General features: G+C 67.1%; 19 protein-coding genes. 12 read left to right on the top strand and 7 right to left on the bottom strand.

Translation table 11 applies throughout. The annotated features are described in order from the left end of the window. Positions 1 to 2: 2 nt before the first annotated feature. The 4 genes from RB2654_RS00650 to RB2654_RS00635 all read left to right on the top strand — a co-directional run bounded on the left by RB2654_RS00650 (position 3) and on the right by RB2654_RS00635 (position 4711). On the top strand, positions 3 to 524 hold the full coding sequence (locus RB2654_RS00650) for a TRAP transporter small permease (protein ID WP_008327516.1): 522 nt from the start codon (positions 3 to 5) through the stop codon (positions 522 to 524). Then, the gene (locus tag RB2654_RS00645) at positions 517 to 1821 is read left to right on the top strand and encodes a TRAP transporter large permease (protein WP_008327508.1); all 1305 of its coding nucleotides are present in this window, start codon (positions 517 to 519) and stop codon (positions 1819 to 1821) included. Before RB2654_RS00650 ends, RB2654_RS00645 begins: the two co-directional genes overlap by 8 nt. A gap of 187 nt (positions 1822 to 2008) precedes the next feature. After that, positions 2009 to 3376, top strand: a complete 1368-nt coding sequence (locus tag RB2654_RS00640) for an aminomethyltransferase family protein (RefSeq protein ID WP_008327502.1) — start codon at positions 2009 to 2011, stop codon at positions 3374 to 3376. A gap of 108 nt (positions 3377 to 3484) precedes the next feature. After that, the gene (locus RB2654_RS00635) at positions 3485 to 4711 is read left to right on the top strand and encodes a LysR family transcriptional regulator (RefSeq protein ID WP_008327500.1); all 1227 of its coding nucleotides are present in this window, start codon (positions 3485 to 3487) and stop codon (positions 4709 to 4711) included. A 66-nt stretch (positions 4712 to 4777) separates the two neighbouring features. Here RB2654_RS00635 and dld read toward each other — a convergent pair whose 3' ends face one another. Beyond that, a complete protein-coding gene (gene dld, locus RB2654_RS00630) occupies positions 4778 to 6508 on the bottom strand; it encodes a D-lactate dehydrogenase (protein ID WP_008327499.1) in 1731 nt (576 codons plus the stop codon). Between the two features lie 261 nt (positions 6509 to 6769). Here dld and RB2654_RS00625 point away from each other — a divergent pair, with 261 nt between their 5' ends. The 7 genes from RB2654_RS00625 to RB2654_RS00595 all read left to right on the top strand — a co-directional run bounded on the left by RB2654_RS00625 (position 6770) and on the right by RB2654_RS00595 (position 13775). Beyond that, the gene (locus RB2654_RS00625) at positions 6770 to 7549 is read left to right on the top strand and encodes a FadR/GntR family transcriptional regulator (RefSeq protein WP_008327498.1); all 780 of its coding nucleotides are present in this window, start codon (positions 6770 to 6772) and stop codon (positions 7547 to 7549) included. Positions 7550 to 7642: 93 nt separating this feature from the next. Next, positions 7643 to 8890: an AGE family epimerase/isomerase gene (locus tag RB2654_RS00620; protein ID WP_008327497.1), complete on the top strand. Its 1248-nt coding sequence runs from the start codon at positions 7643 to 7645 to the stop codon at positions 8888 to 8890. 113 nt (positions 8891 to 9003) lie between these two features. Then, positions 9004 to 9744 (top strand): Crp/Fnr family transcriptional regulator, encoded by a 741-nt coding sequence (locus RB2654_RS00615; RefSeq protein WP_008327496.1) that lies wholly within the window; start codon positions 9004 to 9006, stop codon positions 9742 to 9744. A 94-nt stretch (positions 9745 to 9838) separates the two neighbouring features. After that, the gene (locus RB2654_RS00610; protein WP_161600675.1) at positions 9839 to 10783 is read left to right on the top strand and encodes a sensor histidine kinase; all 945 of its coding nucleotides are present in this window, start codon (positions 9839 to 9841) and stop codon (positions 10781 to 10783) included. Positions 10784 to 11072: 289 nt separating this feature from the next. Next, positions 11073 to 11819 carry a trehalose-phosphatase gene (gene otsB / locus RB2654_RS00605; RefSeq protein WP_161600674.1) on the top strand — a complete coding sequence of 249 codons (747 nt, stop codon included), beginning with the start codon at positions 11073 to 11075 and terminating at the stop codon, positions 11817 to 11819. Next, complete coding sequence (locus tag RB2654_RS00600) at positions 11816 to 13261, top strand: alpha,alpha-trehalose-phosphate synthase (UDP-forming) (protein ID WP_008327486.1); 1446 nt, start codon at positions 11816 to 11818, stop codon at positions 13259 to 13261. The genes otsB and RB2654_RS00600 overlap by 4 nt, the downstream gene beginning before the upstream one ends. A gap of 13 nt (positions 13262 to 13274) precedes the next feature. Further along, positions 13275 to 13775: a hypothetical protein gene (locus RB2654_RS00595; protein WP_008327485.1), complete on the top strand. Its 501-nt coding sequence runs from the start codon at positions 13275 to 13277 to the stop codon at positions 13773 to 13775. Here RB2654_RS00595 and RB2654_RS00590 read toward each other — a convergent pair. The 5 genes from RB2654_RS00590 to RB2654_RS00570 form a co-directional block, all read right to left on the bottom strand. Continuing rightward, positions 13772 to 14437: a glutathione S-transferase family protein gene (locus RB2654_RS00590; RefSeq protein ID WP_008327484.1), complete on the bottom strand. Its 666-nt coding sequence runs from the start codon at positions 14435 to 14437 to the stop codon at positions 13772 to 13774. The genes RB2654_RS00595 and RB2654_RS00590 overlap by 4 nt on opposite strands. 94 nt (positions 14438 to 14531) lie before the next feature. Next, positions 14532 to 15125, bottom strand: coding sequence for an SMC-Scp complex subunit ScpB (gene scpB, locus RB2654_RS00585; RefSeq protein WP_008327483.1), 594 nt, complete (start codon positions 15123 to 15125; stop codon positions 14532 to 14534). 3 nt (positions 15126 to 15128) lie between these two features. Further along, positions 15129 to 16013, bottom strand: a complete 885-nt coding sequence (locus tag RB2654_RS00580; protein ID WP_008327482.1) for a DUF1403 family protein — start codon at positions 16011 to 16013, stop codon at positions 15129 to 15131. 176 nt (positions 16014 to 16189) lie between these two features. Further along, a complete protein-coding gene (locus RB2654_RS00575) occupies positions 16190 to 17269 on the bottom strand; it encodes a ParB/RepB/Spo0J family partition protein (protein ID WP_008327481.1) in 1080 nt (359 codons plus the stop codon). A 3-nt stretch (positions 17270 to 17272) separates the two neighbouring features. Then, positions 17273 to 18670: an AAA family ATPase gene (locus tag RB2654_RS00570; protein ID WP_008327480.1), complete on the bottom strand. Its 1398-nt coding sequence runs from the start codon at positions 18668 to 18670 to the stop codon at positions 17273 to 17275. Positions 18671 to 19185: 515 nt separating this feature from the next. Between RB2654_RS00570 and RB2654_RS00565 the strand changes: the two genes are divergently transcribed. Beyond that, positions 19186 to 20367 (top strand): replication initiation protein, encoded by a 1182-nt coding sequence (locus tag RB2654_RS00565; protein ID WP_050771920.1) that lies wholly within the window; start codon positions 19186 to 19188, stop codon positions 20365 to 20367. 2 nt (positions 20368 to 20369) lie between these two features. On the opposite strand, the gene RB2654_RS00560 is transcribed toward RB2654_RS00565, so the two are convergent. Further along, the coding region (locus RB2654_RS00560; RefSeq protein WP_008327478.1) for an oxidoreductase at positions 20370 to 22097 on the bottom strand (1728 nt) is incomplete at its 5' end.

The following is a 22097-nucleotide window of genomic DNA, read 5'->3' as shown; positions in this document are numbered from 1 at the left end:
CGATGACCACCTCCAACATCCCCGCCTGGCCGGACCTGTTCGGCCGGGCGACCTTCGCGCTCGCCGCCTTGGCGGGCGTGTTGCTCATCCTGATGATGGGGCTGATCGCAAGCGCGGTGTTCATGCGCTACGTCATGGGCAACCCGCTTTTGGGCGTGAACGAGATCGTGCAGCTTGCCGCGGTCGCGATTACCATGCTCGCGCTGCCCTATGCCACCCATCTGCACGCCCACGTCCGCGCCGACATCTTCGACCCCGCTCTGGGCCGGGTCGGGCGCTGGCTGGCCGACATCCTGACCCGCGCCCTGTCGATCTGGGCGCTCTGGATTCTCGTCGGTCGCGCCTGGGACAAGGCCGCCGAGGCCGCCGAGTTCGGGGACGCGACCAACATGCTCAACCTGCCGATCTGGCCGCTCTACGCGCTTGTCGTTCTGGGCATCGGCCTCGCCATCGTGATTTTCGCCGTTCAGATCGTGCTTCTGATCCTGACGCGGCGCGCATTCGGAGAGCCGGAGAATGGCTGACCTGACAATCGGTATCCTTGGCTTCGTCGCGCTCTTCGCGCTGATGATCCTGCGCACGCCCGTCGCCTTCGCGATGCTCCTGACCGGCTTTTTCGGCATCTGGTGGCTGGACGGTCTGCGCCGCGCCGGGGCGGTCTTGATGACCGAAACCTATTCGGCGGTGGCGAACTATTCGCTCATCGTCGTCCCGATGTTCATCCTTCTGGGCAACGTCGCCTCCGCCGCCGGGTTTTCGCGCGGGCTCTACGATGCCGCCTATGCCTGGGTCGGCCGTCTGCGCGGCGGTCTCGCCTCGGCCAGCGTGATCGGCTGCGCGGCGTTCTCGGCGGTCTCCGGCTCGTCCATCGCGACCGCCGTGACCATCGGCAAGGTCGCGCTGCCCGAGATGAAGCGGCTGGGCTACGGCCCCGGCCTGTCCACCGGGGCCATCGCGGCGGGCGGCACGCTGGGCTTCCTGATCCCGCCCTCCACCGGCTTCGTGATCTACGCGATCCTGACCGAGGAAAGCATCGGACGCCTGTTCATGGCGGGCATCCTGCCGGGGCTTCTGATGATGGCGCTTTTCATGTTGGCGATCTGGATCGTCACCCTGCGCGACCCCGCCGCAGGCCCGCGCGGCGAACGGGTGGCGTTCCGCGAACGCTTCGCCCTTCTGCTCAAGGCGCTGCCGCTGATCGTGGTCATCGTCGTGTCCATCGGCGGCATCTATCTGGGCGTTTTCACCCCGGTCGAAGCCTCGGGCGTCGGCGCGGCGCTGACCATCCTGCTGGCCTTCGCGACCCGCTCCATCGACCTGAAATCCTTCGCGACATCGGTGATGGAGACGGTGACGACCTCGACCATGCTCTACATGATCGTGATCGGCGCCAACGTCCTCAACCCTTTCCTGTCGCTCACCGGCGTGCCCGGCGGGCTCGAGGCGGGGCTGAACGCGCTGGGTCTGGGCACCTACGGCACGCTTGCCGTGATCCTGCTCAGTTACGTGGTGCTCGGCATGTTCCTCGACGGCCTCGCCATGCTGGTCATCACCATCCCGATCTATTTTCCGGTCATTCAGGCGCTCGGCTTCGACCCGATCTGGTTCGGGGTGATCGCGGTGATCGTGATCGAAATGGGGATGATCACGCCGCCCGTGGGCCTCAACGTCTTCGTGGTGCGCAACGTGGCGGGCGACGTGGCGCTCGGCACCGTGTTCCGGGGCGTCTTTCCGTTCCTGATCGCGATGATCGTCTGCCTGTTCCTCATCATCCTGTTCCCGCAGATCGCGCTGCTGATCCCGAACTCGATGTTCAACTAGGGATCAGGCGCGAAACGGCAGGGCGGCGCGTGCCCGACGCCTCGGTGTCGCACCGCCGCCCTCCATTATGCCGATTATGAAACCGCTTATCGAGAAGTCGCATAAGCGTAGCCGACCCCGACCCGCTAAATCCTCCTCCAGCACGTATTGGCGGGTCGCCAACCGATCCGCAGTCAGGAGGACACCGATGACCAAGACACTCGAAGACCGCATCGCGCTTTATGAAAGCGCATCCGACATGCTGCAAAATTCGCAGCAGGGGCCGTATGTGTTCCCGATCGCGCCGCAATACACGAACTGGATGGAAGAGGTGCGGGCGTGGCGCAACGGGGCCGTGCTGCTCAACCAGTCCTACCACATGACCGACCTTTACGTGCGCGGGCCGGATGCGATCAAGTTCATGTCCTACGTCGGCGTGAACAGCTTCGCCAATTTCGGGCGCAACAAGTCCAAGCAACTGATCTGCGTGAACCCGGACGGCTACGTCATCGGGGACGGCATCATCTTTGGGCTGGAGGACGACGAAATCCTCTATGTTGGTCGCCCGCCGCTGGCCTACTGGCTCGCCTATCAGGCCGAGATCGGCGACTTCGACGTCACGACCGAGTTCGACATCCGCTCGCTCGAAGGCGACAAGCCGCGCAAGCTTTACCGCTACGAAGTGCAGGGGCCCAAGGCGCTCGACATCCTGAACGAGGTGAACGAGGGCGGGCCGCTCACCACCAAGTTCTTCAACATGGGCGAGATCACGGTCGCGGGCTGCACCGCGCGCACGCTCAGTCACGGCATGGGCGGCGCACAGGGATTGGAGCTTTGGGGGCCGTATGAAGACGGCCAGAAGGTCTACGACCGTTTGATGGAGGTGGGCGAAAAGCATGGAATGCTGCGCGCGGGTGCCCGCGCCTATTCCTGCGCCGCGATGGAATCGGGCTGGATTCCCTCGCCGCTGCCCGCGATCTACACGGGCGAGGCGATGAAGGGCTTCCGCGAATGGCTGCCTGCCGACAACTTCCTCGCCGTGACCTCGGTCGGCGGGTCGTTCCAGCCGGAGAACGTGGAAGAGTTCTACCTGACGCCCTGGGATCTCGACTATGGCCGGGTGGTCAAGTTCGACCACGATTTCATCGGGCGCGCCGCGCTGGAAAAGATGGCCGAAGAAGAACATCGCACCAAGGTCACGCTGGTCTGGGATCAGGCTTCGGTGCTCGAGATTTTCGCGGGCCTCATGGGTCCGTTCCCCGGCCCGAAGCTGATGGAACTGCCCGCCGGTCACTATGCCGCGCACCCCTACGATCAGGTGCTTCTGAACGGCGAACAGGTCGGCGTTTCGACCTACCCGGTCTATTCCGCCAACGAACGCGCGTGGATTTCGCTCGCGATGGTGCGCGGCGATCTGGCCGAACAGGGCACGAAGCTGAACATCCTCTGGGGTGAAAAGGACGGCGGCACCGACAAGCCGCATGTCGAAGAGCACGTGCAGATGGAGGTCTCGGCCGAAGTGCACCCGTGGCCGATCCACGCAGCTTCGCGCGAAAGCTACCGCGCCCAGAAATGACGGCGGCGCCGTGGCCAGCGCGTCGCGGCGCAGCGATTGCGGTTCGACTTTGGCTTGTCGGCCAAACCCCGGCATAGTCGCCGACAAGACCGAACCGGGGGCCAAGCGATGCCTGCAACCGAACCTCGGGCCGGGGCGATCCCTCGGCCCCTCGACATTCGCGAAGCGGTGGCGATCAGCAGCGTCGCCGGGTCGCGCAGTTTCAAGCTGGCCGCCGGGATGCTCAACGTATCGCAGCCCACGCTGTCGCGGCTGATCTCGTCCGCCGAGGAAAAGCTGGGCGTCCAGATCTTCAGCCGCGGCTGGTCCGGGGCCGAGACGACGCCACGCGGCGATGTGGTGGTGCGCTATTGCGGTCACGTGGTCACGGCGCTCGACAAGGCGCAGGGCGAAATCGGCCTCGACCGCCCCGGCGCGCCGGCCCTGCGCACCAATCTGCGAACCGATCAGCTCGACACGATCCGCGCGATTTGCAGCGAGGGGAGCATGACCCATGCCGCCCGGCGGCTCGGGCGCACCCAGCCGGTCGTCAGCCGGGTGGTGGCGGACCTGTCCGGGCGCTTCGGCCTTGCGTTCTTCCGGCGCGAGGCGGGGGGCATGGTGCCGCTCGCCCCGGCGCGCACGCTCGTCGATCTGTCCGGCACGATCGCCTATCACCTGACCCGGATGCGCGCCCAGTTGCGGCAGTTGGAGGGCGAGATCGTCGGGCGGGTCAGCGTCGGGATGCTCCCGTTTTCGGGGCAGGACCTGATCCTCAGAACCTTCGGCGCGCTGACCAACGATCATCCGCACCTGCGGCTGGTCTGCGTGCCCGGCAGCTACAACGGCTTGGTCGAAGCACTCAGGCGGCGTGAAATCGACCGGATCGTCGGGATCATGCGCGGCCCCGATTGCCCCGAGGGGCTGGTCGAGACGCATCTGTATGACGAGCGGTTCACGGTCATCGCGCGCAGCGATCATCCGCTCCACCGCAGCGGGCGCGACCCCGATGCGCTTGCGCGGACGAACTGGATCGTGGCCCCGCACGGCACCCCGGTGCGCGGTCATTTCGAACGGGTGTTCTCGGACCTCGGGCTGACCCCTCCGACCCAGACCTGCGAGCTTTTGTCCTTCGGATCGGCCGAGCAGATGCTGGTGGACAGCAATGCCGCCGCGATGCTCACCTATTCCGACCGCAAACTCGCCGGGCTCAGACCCGACCTCGCAAGGGTGGACACCGGGTTTCCCGACCGCCCGGCGCCCATCGGCCTGACCCGTCTCGCCATGGCCGAAGACGACCCCGCGCTGCGCGAGTTCGACGCGCGGTTCCGTGCGGTCGTCGAACGCGACGCCTAGGGGCGGACCCGCCCCGGCCCCGGATATTACATAATCTTGCTTATGCGACCTGAGCCAAAGCCCGGGCTACTCCGCCGCGCGGTGCCCCTCGGCATGGTCCGCGCCACAGCCGCAGGCCGCGCCATACCCCTTCTCGCGTGAAGTCTTGCCGATGCCCGGATTGAACGCATTGGTCGGGTCGAGGCTGCGATAATGCTCGGCCAGCGCGGGCTTGGCGGCGTAGAGGTGGCCGACGTTGTGCTCGGCCGGATATTCCGCCCCCCGCGCGTCGATCAGCGCCAGAAGCTCGGCCTTCAGCGCCTTGGGGTCCACCCCCGGCTTCACCACGTAATCCTGATGCAGCACGTGGCACAGGAAATGCCCGTAATACAGCCGCGCCTCGATCTGATCTGCGATATGGGCGGGCAGCGTTTCGAACCAGTCCGCATCGTTGCGGCGCAGCGCGATGTCGAGCGCGAGCACATCCTCGGGCGCCCGGCCCCGCACGGCGCCATAGCGCACGGCGGCCCCGGCGGCGGCGAAGCGGTGAAGCATCGCCTTGCCCGCCTCGGCCTCGGTGCAGCCGAAAAAGCCCGCCTGCCCCACCGTCTCGGCCAGAATGCCCTCGGTCTGGGCGGCAGACGCGCCCGACACCTTCAGGATCAGGTGGTGCTCGTACCAGTCACGAAAGTCGAGCATCCGTTTCGGCAACGCCTCGGGGGCGAGCCGCGATAGCCCCTGCATCACCCGGTCCGTCAGGTTGCCCGGAAGCCAGCGGTATTTGCGCAAGATCCCGTCGATCCGGCCCTTCAGCGCGAAGAACAGCGGCAGCCGGTCGGTGCCGAGCCAGTGGATCATCAGAACCGTGTCCTTGCCGTAGCGGTGCGAAATGTCGAAACAGTCCCGGTGCAGATATTCGCCGCTGACCGGCAGATCGGGAAGTTCGGACAGCAACCTGCGGCGCAGGGTGGCGAAAGCGGCGGTGTCGTTGGTCCCGACATAGAACACCCGGTCACCCGTCTCGGACGGAAAGGTATCCAGCCGAACGGCGAAGACGGCGACCTTGCCGGCGGAACCTGAGGCTTCGTACAGCCCGCGCGGGTCGGCGTTGAACCGGGCCGGGGTGTCGGCGTCGATCTCGCGCACCCGCGCGGCGTAGCCGTCGTCCGAGGCGCGGCCCGCGTCATGGCGGATCGCCTCCGCCGCGATCTCGCCCCGGTCGAGCCGTCCCAGCATCTCCTCCGGCGTGTCGCCAAGGTCAATGCCAAGATGGTTCACAAGGGTCAGCCGCCCCTCCGCGTCGATCCGCGCGAACAGCGACAACTCGGTATAGACCGGCCCGCGCCGCACCAGCGATCCGCCGGAGTTGTTGCAGACACCGCCGACGATCGACGCCCCGATGCAGGACGAGCCGATCACCGAATGCGGCTGGCGCCCCAGCGGGCGGAGCATCTTTTCCAGCGTGAACAACGTGCCGCCGGGGTGCGAGACGACCTGCCGCCCGCCGTCGATCAACTGCACCCGGTCAAGCCGCAGGGTCGACACGATCACCACGTCGCGGTCATAGACCCCCTTGGGCGTCGAGCCTTCGGTCAGCCCCGTGTTCGCGGCCTGCATGATGACGATGCAATCGGCGGCCACCACCGCCTCCAGCACCCGCCACATCTCGACCAGCGACCCGGGAACGACCACCGCCTTCGCCGCGCCCTCGCCCGAGCGAAAGCCCTTGCGATACCGCGCGGTGCGGGCCGGGTCGGTCAGGCAATGCCGCCGACCGACGATCCGGGTCAGGCGGGCGACGAGGGCATCTTGGGTCATGGCGCGGCCTTTCGGTTGGCGACGGGCGCTGCATCCGCCCTGCCCGCGCGGCCCATGTGCCACGGCTGGCGGACGGGCGGGCATGTGATAGGTGGTAAATATTATTGACCACTTGTTCGGTCAACAATTTTGTTTACCTCTATGCAGGGCCTTGCGCCGTCCACCGCCAACCGCCTGCCCTCATTCGCGGTTTTCATCATATTCGGTGGCGCACCAAGTGCCCTTGTGGCAAACTAAAATGACCTCTTGCGGAGTTTCGCCATGCCGACCACCGACCTTTTCGAACCGATCGCCTCCGAGTCGGTGGTCGATCTCGTCACCGGACAGATCGAATCGATGATTATCCAAGGGGTCTTGCGCGAAGGGATGCGCTTGCCCTCCGAACGCGAACTGTCCGAGCGGTTCGACGTGTCGCGCCCCAAGGTGCGCGACGCGCTCAAGCGGCTCGAAGGTCAGGGGCTCGTGAATGTCCGGCACGGCGACGGCACCTTCGTCGCAAAACTGACGGGCGAGGCGATGTCGCCCGCGCTCATCGACCTCTACGCCCGCCACGGTCAGGCGTTCTACGACTACCTCGAATACCGGCGCGAGCAGGAGGCTTTCGCGGCGCGGGCCGCGGCCCTACGCGCCACCCGCTCGGACAAGGACGCGATCGAGGCGCTGATCGGCGAGCTGGATCAGGCCCACCGCGACCACGACGATGACGCCTCGGCGCGGGCCGACCTGAAGTTTCACGGCGCGGTCGTGAACGCGAGCCACAACGCCATGCTGATCCACATGATGACGTCGATCTACGACCTCACCCGGCGCGGCCTGTTCTACAACCGCAAGTATCTGCGCGCCGTCGATGGCACGGGCGACATGCTGCTCGACCAGCACCACCGGATCGCCGAGGCCGTTCTGGCGGGCGACCCGGACCGGGCCGAAGCCGCCGCGCGCGAGCATCTGACCTTCGTGGAAACCTCGTTCCGCGAAGGCACGGCGCGCGAGCGGCGCGAGGATTTCGCGCAGAAACGCCGGATCGCCTCGTCCCTGCCCTGACCCCGCGGCCAATGCACGATTGACGCGGGGGCCGTTCGCTGGTTCGGAATGGGGAAAGCGGCTCCTGCCGCGCCAAATATTTGCGAGCCTGCCATGTCCGACCCGCACCGCACCCCCGCCCCCGGCCCCGCAACGGGCGACGGCCTCTGGATCGACACCCCCGCGCATCGCGACTGGCTTTTGGCACAGGCCGCCGACCTGTTCGCCTTCTTCCGCGCCAGCCCGAACCCGGCGGGCGGCTTTCGCACCCTCGACCTTGCGGGCCGCCCCCTGCCCTCGCCGGTGCAGGAGCTTCACACGACCACCCGGCTCATCCATTCCTACGCGCTCGGCAAACTGGCCGGGATCGACGACGGCGACGACATAATCGACCACGGAATGCGCTTTCTGTGGGATCGCCACCGCGACACGGCCCACGGCGGATACCTCTGGTCGGTGGACGGCTCGGGCCCGGTGGACGACCGCAAACTCGCCTACGGTCACGTCTTCGTCCTCCTCGCCGGGGCCAGCGCGCGCATGGTCGGCCACCCGCAGGCCGACCGGCTGATCGACGACGCGACCGAGGTGCTGGACCGCCATTTCTGGGAGGACGGGCCGGGCCTTTTCGCCGACGAATTCAACCGCGACTGGACCCCGTTTTCCACCTATCGCGGCATGAACGCCAACATGCACGCGGTCGAGGCGCTGGTGACGGCCTACGAGGCGACCGGGCGCGCGGTCTATCTCGACCGGGCCGGGCGCATCCTGTCGTTCTTCATGGGGCGCGTGGCCCCCGCGCACGGCTGGCGTCTGCCCGAGCATTACGACGCGGATTGGCGCGTCGACCCGCACTATTCCGGCAACCCGATGTTCAGGCCCGCAGGCACCACGCCCGGCCATTCCTTCGAAATGGCGCGGCTGTCGCTGCATTACTGGGATCTGGCCGGGCGGCCCGACAGCGACCTGCCGCAGATCGCCCGCCGGGTGATGGAGCGCGCCCTTGCCGACGCCTGGGACGAGGCGCGGGGCGGCTTCGTCTACACGCTCGGCGCAGACGGTACCCCCGCGATCCGCGACCGCTACTGGTGGCCGGTGACCGAGGCGCTCGGCGCGCTCGCCGCGTTTCTCAAGCTGGAACGCGAAGCCGGGGACGAGCGTTGGTATCGGATGCTCTGGGACTTCGCCAACGATCACCTCATCGACCACAGCGCCGGGGGCTGGTTCCCGGAACTGGCCGACGATGGCACCCCGGACGCGCGGCAGTTCGCGGGCAAGCCCGACATTTACCACGCCGTTCAGGCCGCGCTTTTCCCGCTTGCGCCGGGGCTGTCCCGCCTCGCAACATCGCTCAGGCAGGGTTAGCCGCTCCGGCGCGTCACGATGTCCGAAATTCTAAAGTGTGGAACAGGTTAACCTATGTTAAGACGGCCTGACTGGGACATGGCCAGACCGCACCCGGAAACGACGAGCAGCGAATGACCGAACGCGATTATCCCCTGACCCGCCGGTTTCTTCAGGGCCGGTCCCGCGAGGCCCTGTCCGAGCGCGAAAAGGGCATTCTCGAAGATCTGGTCGAAGACGTCGAACGCTTCACCGCGCCGCATGTGATCCTCGAACGCGGCGACGTGGTGAACCGCAGCACCATCCTGATCGAGGGCATGATCGCCCGCATCATCGCGCAGGACGGCAAGCGGCATATCGTGGCGCTTCACGTGCCCGGCGATTTCGTCGACCTCCACGCCTTCGCGCTGAAACGGCTCGACCACGACGTCGTGTCCATCGGCACCGTGCAGGTGGGATACGTGACCCATCAAAGCCTGAACCGGGTGCTCGAGACCGAGCCGAACCTGTCGCGCATCCTGTGGTATTCCACGCTGCTCGACGCCGCCATGCACCGCGAATGGATTCTGAAGCTGGAACTGCTCGACGCCGACGGCCGCCTCGCGCATCTCTGCGCCGAACTGTGGCACCGGCTCGATTTCGTCGGGATGGCCGGCGAGAACGGGTTCGCCCTACCGCTGACCCAAAAGGAACTGTCCGACGCCTGCGGCACCACGTCGATTCACATGAACCGCGTCGTGCGCAAACTCCGCGAAAGCGGCATCGTCGATATCTCGCGCGGGCAGGTCACGATCCTCGACCGTGCGGCGCTGGAACGTGTCGGACGGTTCGACGCCAGTTATCTGTATGGCGACGGCCCGTTGAAGTTGACATGACGCACTGACCTCGGATTAATAATCCTAACCCTAGACCAGCTTACCGCGCAAACGCGCTCGGAGGGGTGTTCAGTTCGGAATGGGGACGGCCATCTTGGCGGACGACAGACAGGGAAAAGACGGGGCCACGACCCCACTGGTCGGGTTGTGGGTGTATGATTCCGCCCGACGCGTTCTGTCGGTCGATGAACGCTGCCGCGCCCTGTTCGCCCTCGACGGCGCCGGCGATCTGCCGATGGACCGGATTCTCGCCGCCATTCACCCCGACGACCGCGAAGGCGTCAGCACCTCTCTCGTCGAAGCGATCCAGAACAAGGGCGACCTGCACGGCACGTTCCGCATTCCGCGCGACGGCGAGCGTGACGGATGGGTGCAGGCGATCGGCTGGCACGACGACGCGGGCGGGTCCACGGCCCTGAGCGGCGTCATCCTCGACACCACCGCCGAACGCGAACTGGAAGCGCAGCGCAGGTTGCATCTCGCCGAGATGAACCACCGGATCAAGAACCTCTTCGCCCTCGTCAGCGCCATGATCGGCAGCGCGGATCGCGAAGCGCAGTCGCGCGAAGATCTGGTCGAAAACCTGCGCGGGCGCGTCGCCGCGCTGGACCGGGCGCATTCGATGATCTCGGGCGGCGAGGCGCTTGAACCCCTGCCCCTCGACGACCTGATCGAACGGATTCTCGCCCCGGCCCTCGGCCCCAAGACCGTCACCATGAACGTCGAGCCGGTGCTGATCCCGATCAGCATCCTCACGCCTCTCGTGCTCATCCTGCACGAATGGGTCACGAACTCGGCCAAGCACGGCGCACTCGCCGCACCGGACCGGACATTGACGATCGACGCGCGGCGCGACGGCGACGGGCTGCGCATTCTCTGGCGCGAACAGGCCCCGGATTACGATGCCAAGGCGCTCCCCGGTTTCGGCTCGCGGCTGCTTCAGGCCTCGGTCCTGCAACTCGGGGCCGAAAAGACCCGGAATTTCGAGGACGGCTGGCTGACCATCGACCTGCGCCTGCCGCTGGACGACGCCGAATAGGCGGGATCAGGCCGACCCCCGCCATAAGTGATACACTAATCCCGCATTAGTTTTCCTGACGATGGAACAAGTCCGGCAACGGCGTGTTCCTCCCCGGCGTGATCGGCCGTTCCAGAACGACCGCCGCCCTCAGAACACCCTTTGATCCCTCGTGCCGGAGATCCGACGCCATGCGCCCTGCCCCGTTCCAGACCGTTTTCGCAGCGCCGTCCCGCGCCGGGCGGCAGGACCGGCCGCGCACCGCCGATCACCGTGGCGCGGGGGTGATGGCGCAAACGGGCGCATGGGGATGACCGCTGTCCGCCATACCCCGCCCGGTGGCCTCGACTGGTCGAAACACGCGCTGTTTCTCGACTTCGACGGCACGCTCGCCCCGCTGGCCGACCATCCCGACGACGTGCGCCTGCCTGCGCGGATCGTCCCGGTGCTGCACGCCGCGCTCGCCGCGACAGGGGGCGCCGTCGCGGTTCTGTCCGGGCGGGCGCTGGCCGACCTCGACCCCCATTTGCCGCCCCGCATCACGGTGCGCGCCGGGTCGCACGGGGCCGAAATGACGGGCATCGACACGCAGCCGGGCGATCTGTCCGGCCCGGCCAGACCCCTCGCCGCGCTCGCCGCCGCCCACGACCTGCTGATCGAGACGAAACCGGGTGTCGTCGCGCTCCACTATCGGTCGCGCCCCGATCTCGGCCCGCTGGTGCGCCGCACGGTGGACGAGGCCGTGATCCCCGGCCTGCGCGCGCTTCACGGCAACATGGTGTCCGAGATCGCGCGCGCCGGCATCGACAAGGGCACCGCGCTGGCGGCCCTCATGGCACGCCCGCCCTTCGCCGGGCGGCTTCCCGTCATGGTCGGGGATGACGTGACCGACGAGGACGGATTCCGCAGGGCGCAAGCCATGGGCGGGGCCGGGCTGCACATCGGCGCCGGCCCCACCGTGGCACTCTGGCGTCTGCCCTCCATCCACGCCGCCCACGACTGGCTCGCCCGCACGCTGACGGGCACGCCCGCCCGCACTGAAGGGGCCGCGCCATGACCGGGCGTCTCGTCGTCGTCTCGAACCGCATCCCGACCGAAGCGGTGCCCTCGGGCGGTCTGGTCGTCGCGCTGCATGACGCCCTGAGCGAACAGGGCGGCCTCTGGATCGGGGCCCATCCCGAAACCGGCGACCCCGACGCGCCCTTCGAGGAAATCGGCGGCGCCCCCTACCGCCGCCTCGCCTTTCGCCTGAGCGAGGCGGATTACGAAAACTATTACCTCGGCTTTGCGAACTCCGTCCTCTGGCCGCTGTCGCACCACCGCGTCGATCTGGTCGAAATCAACGCGGCCTATACCGCCGCCTATCTTGCCGTGAACCGACGGCTCGCGCGCCGGATGGCCGCGATCCTGCAACCCGACGATCTCGTCTGGATACACGATTATCACTTCCTGCCCCTCGCCGCCGAACTGCGCGCGCTCGGCGTCGGCAACCGGATCGGGTTTTTCCTGCACATCCCGGTGCCCAACATCACCGATCTCGAGGTTCTGCCCCACCCGCCCGACTACGCCGCGTGGCTCGCCCAATACGACCTCGTCGGGCTTCAGACCCGCACCGATGTCGCCCGGTGTCTCGAAATCTACCGCGCCGACCCCCGGGCCGAATTCCTGCCCAGCTGCGCGGTCAAATTCGAGGACCGCGTGACGCGGGTGCAAAGCTTTCCCATCGGGATCGACGTGGCGGCGTTCCGGGCCGATGCGCTGTCGGCGGGGTCCAAAGGCGACGGGATGGAGGCGCGCGCGAACTACGTCATCGGTGTCGACCGGCTCGACTATTCCAAGGGCCTGCCCAATCGGTTCCGCGCCTTCGAACGCTATCTTCAGGACCACGGCACCGGCGACCGCCTGTCGCTCGTCCAGATTGCCCCGCCCACGCGCGAAGCGGTCGATGCCTACCGCAGGATCACGGCGGACCTCGAATACATCGCCGGGCAGGTGAACGGGCTTTACGGGGCCTTCGACTGGTCCCCGATCCGGTTCATTCACCGCCCCGTGCCGCGGGACGAGATCGCGCGCCTTCTGCGTGGGGCCAAGGCCTGCCTCGTCACCTCGCTCGCGGATGGCATGAACCTCGTCGCCAAGGAATTCGTCGCCGCGCAAGACCCGGACGACCCCGGCGTTCTGATCCTGTCGCGCTTCGCGGGCGCGGCCGAGGACATGACCGACGCGCTGCTGGTGAACCCCTACGATCACGATGCGGTCGCCCAAGCCATCGACCGCGCCGCTCACATGTCGCGCGACGAACGCCTGCGCCGCCACGCGGCCCTGACCGAGGTGGTCGAACGCACCGACGTGCGGGCATGGTCACGCAGCTTCATCGACCGCCTGTCACGCCTCGAACCCGGGCTCCTGCTCAGGGGCCGCCCCTTGCGCGAGGCGCTCGCCCGGTTCGACCGCCCCAGCCCGCCACGCGCCCTGCGCCTGTCCACCAAACCCACTTGACCGGGAGGATACCATGCCGCTGTCAGACCCCCTCACCCCCTTCAATCCCGGCGTCTCCGACACCGACCCCGCGCTGATCCTGATGCTGCGCCCGGACTGCGCCCTGATCGAAGGCGTCGCGCCGATCCACACCGCGCTGTCCCACCGGAGCACGCAGATCCTGTGCCTGTCGAACGACGGCTCGTCCGAGGACACGCTGCGCGAACTCCTCGCGCGGACCGGGATGCCGCATCTGAACCTGACGGTTCTGGCCTTCGGAGTCTCGGACCTCGACGATCCGCAGCAAAAGACGGCCATCGCCCGCGTGGTCGCCCATCGCATCCGCGCGCTGCACCTGCGCCGCATCGTCATTCCCGACCATTCCGCCTGTGGCGGCACCGCCTGTGCGGCGGTCCAGCACATCGCGCGGCTCGCGAGCCTGACCGGCGGGATCGAGATCCAGTCGCTCGCACAACCGGCCGCGATGGCGCTGCCGGAGGGGGCGGGCGCGGTCGCATCCAAGGCCTTGCCCTAGCGCATCGGCACCGCCAGCCCCTCGTTCTCCAGCATCGCCTGAAGCCGCGCATCGCGGGCGAGCGCGCGCTGCACGCTGGCACGGGCCTCCATCCGGGCGGCATGGGCGGCCCAGGCGGGATAATCCTCACCGGGAAATCCGGCCCCGGTGATGCGGAACCAGACCCAATAGACGTAAGCGTCCTGAACCGACCAGTCGTCGCCATACCACCACGGCCCCGCGCCGAGGGCGGCATCGACGGTGGTGGCATGCATCCGCATCATCTCCATCGCCTTTTCGCGCACCGACCCCTGCGCCGCGTCCCCGTCGGCCATGAACATCGGCATCCGGATACGGGTCACGATCGGATGCAGCGTGGACGAGACATAGGCGAGGTTCGCGGTGATTCGCGCGGCCTCGTAAGGGTCCGACAGATCGGGCAGAAGCCCGGGGTGACGACCCGCCAGATAGGTGGCGATCGCCACGTTTTCGGTCAGCGGACCATCCGGCGTGACCAGCACCGGCACCTTGCCCGCCGGATTGAGCGCGAGGAAATCGGGCGCACGGTGCGCGCCGCGCATGAACCGCACGAGCTCTACGTCGAAATCCGCCCCCGCCTCCTCCAGCGCCATCATCGGCACCCGGCTGCACGCCCCCGGCGCGGCATAAAGCGTATAGGTCATGCTGTCCCCTCCCTGTTCGCCGCGAACCGTAGGCACCACCCGAGTATTTGTGAAATTGACAGGTTGGATCACTTGCATCGAACGTATCAATATATCAGGCGCCTCGCCCGCCGGACCCCAGCCCCGCATCCTCCCACATCTCCCGGTCCGGCAGATCGGCAAGGCTTTCCAGCCCGAACGCCGCAAGAAAGCCCTGCGTGGTGACGAAGGTATAGGGCGCGCCGCGCCGGGGGCTGCGCGGCCCTGTCCCGATCAATCCACGGTCATGCAGCCGCCCGATCAACTCGCGGCTGATGGTGCGACCGAAGATCTCCGCCAGCCCGTCCCGCGTGATCGGCTGGTGATAGGCGATGGCGGCCAGCACAGCCACGTCGAAGGCCCTGAGGTCCAGCGACTGACCGCCCACATCCGCCGCCGCCCGGATCGCAGGCGCATAGGCGACGCGCGTGCGCAGCATCCATCCCTCGCCGACCCGCACCACCTCGAACGCCCGGCCCTCGAGGTCTGCGGCAAGGTCGTCGATCAGCAGATCGACCGACACCCCCTGCCCCACCACCCGCGCCAGATCCTCCCGCCCCACGGGCGCGGCCGAGGCGAACAGCACCGCCTCCACCCGGCCCATCCAGTCCCGCCAGCGCAGCTCCGGCGACAGGTCCGACAACTCCCGATCCAGATCGTCCCCGCCCATCGCTCAGACCCCGTAAAGCCGGAACGTCTCGCGCCCGGTCAACTCGCGGATCGCACCCAGATCGACCAGCCGGTCACACAACCGCCGCGCCGCCCGATCCGGCAGCGGCAGAGCCGCAGCCGCCACCGCATCGCGGGTCAGGAACAGGTTGACCGCCGCCCCTGCCCCCTTGGCCCGCAGCTTCGGCGCGACCGCCCGCAGATGCGCGGCCCGCCGCGTCAGATCGGCAGCCTTCCGCACCGCGTCGATGGCCGTGACGGTCACCGCGCGGTGACAGGCCGTCCGTATTTCCGCCCCGGTCTTTCGCAGATCGGCCCGCTTCAACCCGGCCGCCAGAAGCGGCACCGCATGACCCCAGCCAAGCGCCCGCGCAAGCGCCGCATCGGCAAGGATCAGGGCGGTGGCCTCGCCCCGCGGCACGGACTCCAGCACCGTCTCCAGCGTTTGCGCGGCCCGCCGGATTGGCGCCCCCTGCCCCGCGTCCAACCACGCCGCAATCGCCGCGCCGGACTGCTCCGGCAGGGCACGGTGCAGCGCGGCGACCGACACGGGCCGCTCGACCGCTCGCCGCCACGCCACATAGGTCTCGCCCGCCGGTCCCGGCAGGTCGCCGGGGCGCATCAGATGCACCGCGTCCCGCAGGTCGGGCCCCCGCTCCGACCGCCCGGCGAAGGCGACGCACGCCTCGGCCGCGCCAAGGGCCAGCCGCTCGCGCAGCAGGGCATGCGGCAGGTCCGCATGACCCAGCGCGACATGAAGCTGCGCCAGCGCCGCGCCCGACAGAAACGCAACATCCTCAGGGGTTTCCGCACGCGCGGGGGTGACACAGCGCGCCACGGGCGGTAGGGTGGCTGTGTCCTTGTCGGGATCGGGCCGGTTGGCTTTCATGCGTCGAGCCTACAGCGGCGCGGCGCTTTTCTCCACAAAATAGGGACCAAACCGCCCCACCCTGCCGGATTGCCCGCTTCCTCGTGACCCTCACCCAGACAGCAGGTTTGAGAAACCAAAAAGGCCCGCGCGATGCGGGCCCTCTTCGTTAACCTTTGGTTTCGCCGCGAAACCTGTCAGGCGCGTGACAGTAGCCCCTCGACCTCCTGTGCGATGGTGCGCATCAACTCGCCGTTGACCCGCTCGCCCGACAGCCGCAGCACCCAGTCGGAGCCGTCCTGCTCGACCTCGACCCGCACCCCGGCATCGGTCGTGCGGCTGCGCGTCGTGCTCCGCTTGGGCCGCCCGCCGCGCGACGGATCGACGGCTGCGGGGGTCATCGCCTCGATGGTCGACAGGATCACCTGTAGCTCATCCTCCGGCGTGTCGGGTGCCGCCTGCGCCAGCGCATCGCGCAGCGCCGCCTCACCCCCGGACCGAAGCGCCGAGGCGAGTTTCAGACCGTCCTTTTCGCGCAGGCTTTCGGGAAAGACGAGCATGTCGCCCAACTCCTCGAAGATCAGCGCGAAGGACCGGATCTTGGACCGCTTGGCCTTGGACCCCGTCGCGAACAGCGCATCGACCGCCGCCTCGGTGTTGACGAACGCGCCCTCCTGCGCGGCCAGCACCGAAATGCGCCCGCGTTCGAAATGGCTCAGATCGGCGCGCACCTCGTTCTCTTCGACCATCGCCACGAAGGTGCCGCCCATCGCGCCGGGGTCGCGCACGACGGCCCGGATCGCGCCGTAGCGGTCCCCGCTCCACAATTCCCGCAGGCTGCGCATGGCCATGAACCGACGGTATCCCGACAACAGGCCATACCGCTTTTCGCCGCCCGGCTCGGACCGCTCGAACACTTCGATCGGCAGGCGCAGACCATGCGATGCGATGGACCTTTTGAGTTCCTCCAACTCCTCGGCATCCATCGACATGCGGTCGCGGATCACGGCCATCTCGTCGATCTCGTCGAGCGGGATTTCCACGATCAGCCGCCCCGCCTCCTCGGCCTCGCGCAGCCGCTCCGCATCGGTCCGGTTGCGCGCGGCCTCCGCCCGCTCCTCGGTCGAGCGCAGATCGGCGGCCTGTGCGGTGTCGGCGGCCACTTGCGCGATGGGGGCCGACATCGGCCCCTTGAGCGGTGTGTCGCGCTGGAACTCCGCTTCGAGCCGGGTCAGATCATCGGCGCTCGGCGCTTCGAGTTTACGTCGCTTGGCCATCTATCACGCCTCCTCGCTTTCCGCGTTTTCCATCTGTTGATCGCGCCACCACGACCCGAGGATCAGCGATTTGACCTCGGCCCATGTGCCGTCGAACGTCTCGCGCCCACGGACATAGGTCTCGCGGTTGAAGTCGCGGTAATCGGTCTCGTATATCCCCGATACCTGCTCGCCCGCCTGTCCGACCATAGCGGTCAGCTCCTGCCGGTAGGCGGTCATGAAGTCGCCGAAATAGGCCTGGATCACGTTCGCCAGATCTGCCTGCTGTCCGGCGTCGAACCGGGTGATGATGGCCCGGACGGCATCCCATTCGAACTGCATTTCCGGCAGGTTGTCGCGCCGCCTGACCCGGTTCTCACCCTCCTCGATCGAGGCGAAGGTGGAATAGATCATGTCGAAGAACCGGCCCGTCGAATCGAATTCGAGGAACGACGCCCCCAGAGGCACGAGCAGAATGTCGGCGGCGGCCAGCGCGTTGATCGTGAGGTATCCGAGGGCAGGGGGCGTATCGAGGAGGATGATGTCGTATTCATCCAGCAGCCCCCCATCCTCCAGCGCGTTCTGGAGCGCATCCCACAGCGCCCAGGACCGGACCTGCATCCGCCAGACGGGCACCTGAAATTCGGCCCAGTAAAGGTTCAGCTGCGCGCCGATCAGGTCGATGTTGGGCCAGTGCGTCTTCTGGACGAGGTTTCGCGGCGAAACCTGCATCGCCTCGGTCAGGCTTTCGTCGAACGGGTAGGGGGCCTGCCCGGAGCGTTCGCGCACCTCGTTCTCGGCGGTCAGGGTCTTGGCGAAATCGCGCGCGATCAGGGGGAAGGCGGTCATCCATTCGTCCTCGACCTTGCCGCCGAGGATCGAGGTCATCGACCCCTGGCTGTCGAGGTCGATCACGAGCACCTTATAGCCGTCGAGCGCCGCGCTCATCGCGAGATGGGCGGCGGTCGAGGTCTTGCCGACGCCGCCTTTGAAATTCGCGACTGCCACGACCTTGGCCGGAAGCCCCTCGGGCCGCCACGATTTGTAGGCTTTGCCGGAGGCGCCCTCGGTGGCGAAGTGGTCGCGAATCTCCATCACCTCTTCCAGCGTGAACCACTTCGCCCCCGCTTCGCCCTCGCCCTGCGGGAGATCGGGGTTGGCCTTCAGCACACGCCGCAGATGGGCGGCGGCGACGGGGATCAGGTAGCGAGTGATTTCCCAGATCGAGAACTTGCGGAGCCGTTTGTTGCCGTCGGGCGCATAGCCGCGTTTGGCGAGGTCGTCGCGGCCGCGCATAGCGAAGGCGGCGGCTTTTGCGAATCGGGACGTCTCGATAGGATCGGCCAGACGTTTCGCGGCGAAACCCGGATCGATGTTGAAGTAGGGGGGGAGATCCTGTTTGCCCGGAGATTTTGGTGCCATGAGTGCCTCTCAATGTTCGCTATTTCCTGCGATATCGTGGAAACTATCGCACATGCCGGGGCACAAGTGAATCGGTTTGGATTGTGCATCGAAGAATCCTGAAGAATTCAGAAAGCACAGACCGCCCCGTTTAGGTTTTCTTTCAGGACTTTAAAGACTTTGGCCGAGGGAAATGTCGATTTTCCAAAGTCTTACGGCCAAAAGCGGACCTGAATACGGGTCGAAGGGCGCCTGAGATCGGGATGAAAGGCACCCGGATACGGGAGGAGGGACTCCGATTCGCAGGGCAGGGGCGGCGATTCGTTCGGAAACAAGGGTTTTCTGCCGTATTAGGGCCTTTTCCGACTCCGGCGCCCGGACTTGTCCACAGCCCCGTCCCGTAGGCGGGTTCCTTTCGCCCGTGGCTCGACACGTCAGGAACCCGGATACGGGACGGGCCTATAGGTGCCAAGAGCAGACTTGATCGCGGGTGCCTTATCGCGGAGACTGAAGAAAAAGAACGAGCAGGTGACAGTATGGACGAGATTGCGCGGGATCGGCTGACCGGTTCCCTTAGACGCGGGGCCGTGAAGAAACACGTGGCGGCCATTCACGTGTCGGGAAAACTGACTCTATTACAGCGGAAATTGAGCAATGTGCTGCTGCTCAACGCCTATGACACGCTGACCACCAGCCGCCGCCACCAGATCGACGCGCGCACGCTGTGCATGATGATCGGCTACAATTCCAACGATTTCGACACGCTCAAGGACAGCCTGCGCGGGCTGGCCGAGACGGTGGCGGAATGGGACATGCTGGATGAGCAGGGGCGGCAGGAGTGGGGCGTGTCCTCGCTTTTGTCCTATGCCAAGCTCAAGGGCGGGATCTGCGAATACGCCTATTCCGACGCGCTGGCCGAGAAGCTGCACGATCCGAAAGTTTTTGCGCTTATCAACCTGAACATCCAGCGGCGTTTCACATCGGGTCACGCGCTGGCGCTTTATGAGAACTGTTACCGCTTCGTGCGGACGGGGAGCACCGGGTGGTGGTCGCTCGATCTGTTCCGGCGGCTCATGGGGGTGGCCGACAGCGCGTATTACGAAAGCTACAAGCACCTGAACGCGAAGATCATCAAGCCCGCGGTGGCCGAGGTGAACAAGACGTCGAACATCATCGTCACGCCGGAGGTAAAGAAGATGGGGCGGCAGGTCACCGACATCCGGTTCCTGATCGAAGAGAACCCGCAGCTCGCGATCCTCGATCTGGACGACGGCGAGGGCATCCGCAACGGCCCGGTCTATCGGCGGTTGCGCGACCTTGGGGTGAGCGACAGGCTGGCGCGCCAGTGGATCGCGGAACATGGCGAGGCCTATGTGACGCGCAAAGTCGATTACGTCGCCGGGCAGGACGGGGTGCGTGACCCGGTGCGGTATCTGTCGGCGGCGCTCAAGGCGGATTACGGCGGAGAAGGGCAGGGGGCCGCGACCCCGGCCCCGTCGAGCGAGCGGGCACGGCGGCTGGCCCGGATCAAGGCCTTGGTCGAGGGGCGCACGCCGACGCAGCGGGATGCGGACAAGCGCATGTTCCTGTCGCGGCTCGACGGTGCGGCGCGCGACGATTTCGAGCGGCACGGCTGGATGAGCGCGCTGAACGCCGACCGGATCGCGGCGTTCTGGGAGGAACTCGTGCCGGGGGCCTTCGAAGAGGACGCGGTGTAGCCTCAGATCAGGCAGGCGTTTTCATAGGCCTGACGCGTGGCGTGCAGGATGCGGTTCGGCACATAGGCATCGCCGAAGATCCGAACCTCGGGGCCTTTGCCGTTCAGGGCGTCATAGAGCCCGGCATCGGGGGTGCCGCCGCAGGCCAGAACCACGGTGTCGAAATCCGTCATCTCGCTTTCCACGCCGGAATAGACACATTTCAGCGTGAGTTTGTCGGGAGCGATCGCGGCCACGCGGGTCATGACGGTGAATGTCGCGCCCTGTCCGGTGAGTTTGCCCAGAATGCCACCGATGGAATACTTGCCGACGCCGGGCGCGACGCCCGGTGTCTGATAGATGACCCGGACCGAGCAGCCGCGTTCGAGAAGCGCGCTGGTCACGGTCAGGGGCTGCATGTGATCTTCGCGCGCGATGACGACGACGTTCCGGCCCACGTCGGCGGTGCCCATCAGCACGTCGCGCCCCTCGACCACGAAGGGTGCATCGACGCCCGAGGCGTCGAGGGTGCGGGGCCGGGTGCCCGTGGCGAGCAGGACCACATCGGGTGCGTCCGCGAGGATCGTGTCCGCCGTCGCCTCCTCCCCCAGTTTCAGGTTCACGCCCGCTTCGGTGAGGCGCGCGGTCTGGTGGTCGATGAAGGCGAGGTAGGCCGCGTTTTCCGGCACCGCGCCCGCGACGCGCATCAGGCCGCCAAGCTGGGGCGCGCGGTCCCACAGCGTGACGTGATGCCCGCGCTCGGCGGCGACGGCGGCGGCCTCCATCCCCGCCGGACCGCCGCCGACAACGGTGACGCGGCGCGGTGACGGGACCGGGGCGGGGGCCGGCTCGGCCTCGCGCCCCGCGCGGGGGTTCACGGAGCAGCCGAAGGGCAGGCCGTCGATGGCGGCGGCGTGCAGGCAATCGTTGCAGCCGATGCAGGGGCGGATGGTGTCCGATGACCCCGCGCGGGCCTTGGCGACGAAATCCTCGTCGGCGAAGAACGCGCGGGCGATGGAGACGACATCGGCGTGACCCTCGGCAAGCACGGCTTCGCCCGCCTCGGGGTCGCTGACGCGGCCACCGTAGATGACGGGGATCGACAGCGCCGCGCGGAACTTGCCCGCCATTTCGGCCCACTGGGCACGTCCGAAGACATGCGGCTGGACATAGCTGGGGGCGCCCCAGTTGTTGCCGATCACGCAATGGAGGTAGTCGATATGACCCGACGCCTCGAACGCTTGTGCGATGCGGATGCCTTCGGCGAGGTCGTAGCCGCCTTCGAAAAACTCGTCCATGTTGAAGCGCATCCCGATGACGAAGCCGGGGCCGGTGACGGCGCGCATGGCGGCGAAGGCCTCCATCGGGAAGCGCAGCCGCGCGTCGAAGTCGCCGCCATAGGCATCGGTGCGCCGGTTGGTGTAGGGCGAGATGAACAGCTGCATGACGTCTTCGTGGTTCGCGTGCATTTCCACGCCGTCGAAGCCCGCCGCCTCGGCCTCGGCCGCGGTAAAGGCGTATTCGTCGATGGTGCGCTGGATCTCGTCATAGGTCAGGACGTGGGTGGGCTGGTTGTTGGTGTAGTTGGCGAGCACGCCCGAGGCCGAGTGCGGCTGCGCCCCCTGCATGATGATCTGGGCGGTGACGGCGGTGCCCTCGGCGTGCATGTCGTCCGCGAAGCGCGAGAACACGTCGCGGAAGTTGGGCTTGCGCATGGTGCCGCGCTTCACCGCGCCGAGGCCGGAGAGGCG

Origin of the sequence: Maritimibacter alkaliphilus HTCC2654, from assembly GCF_000152805.1 — a bacterium.
In the GTDB taxonomy this organism is placed as follows: Bacteria; Pseudomonadota; Alphaproteobacteria; order Rhodobacterales; family Rhodobacteraceae; genus Maritimibacter; species Maritimibacter alkaliphilus.
The sequence above is the reverse complement of the archived record's forward strand: the minus strand, read 5'-3'. Positions and strand labels throughout refer to the sequence as shown.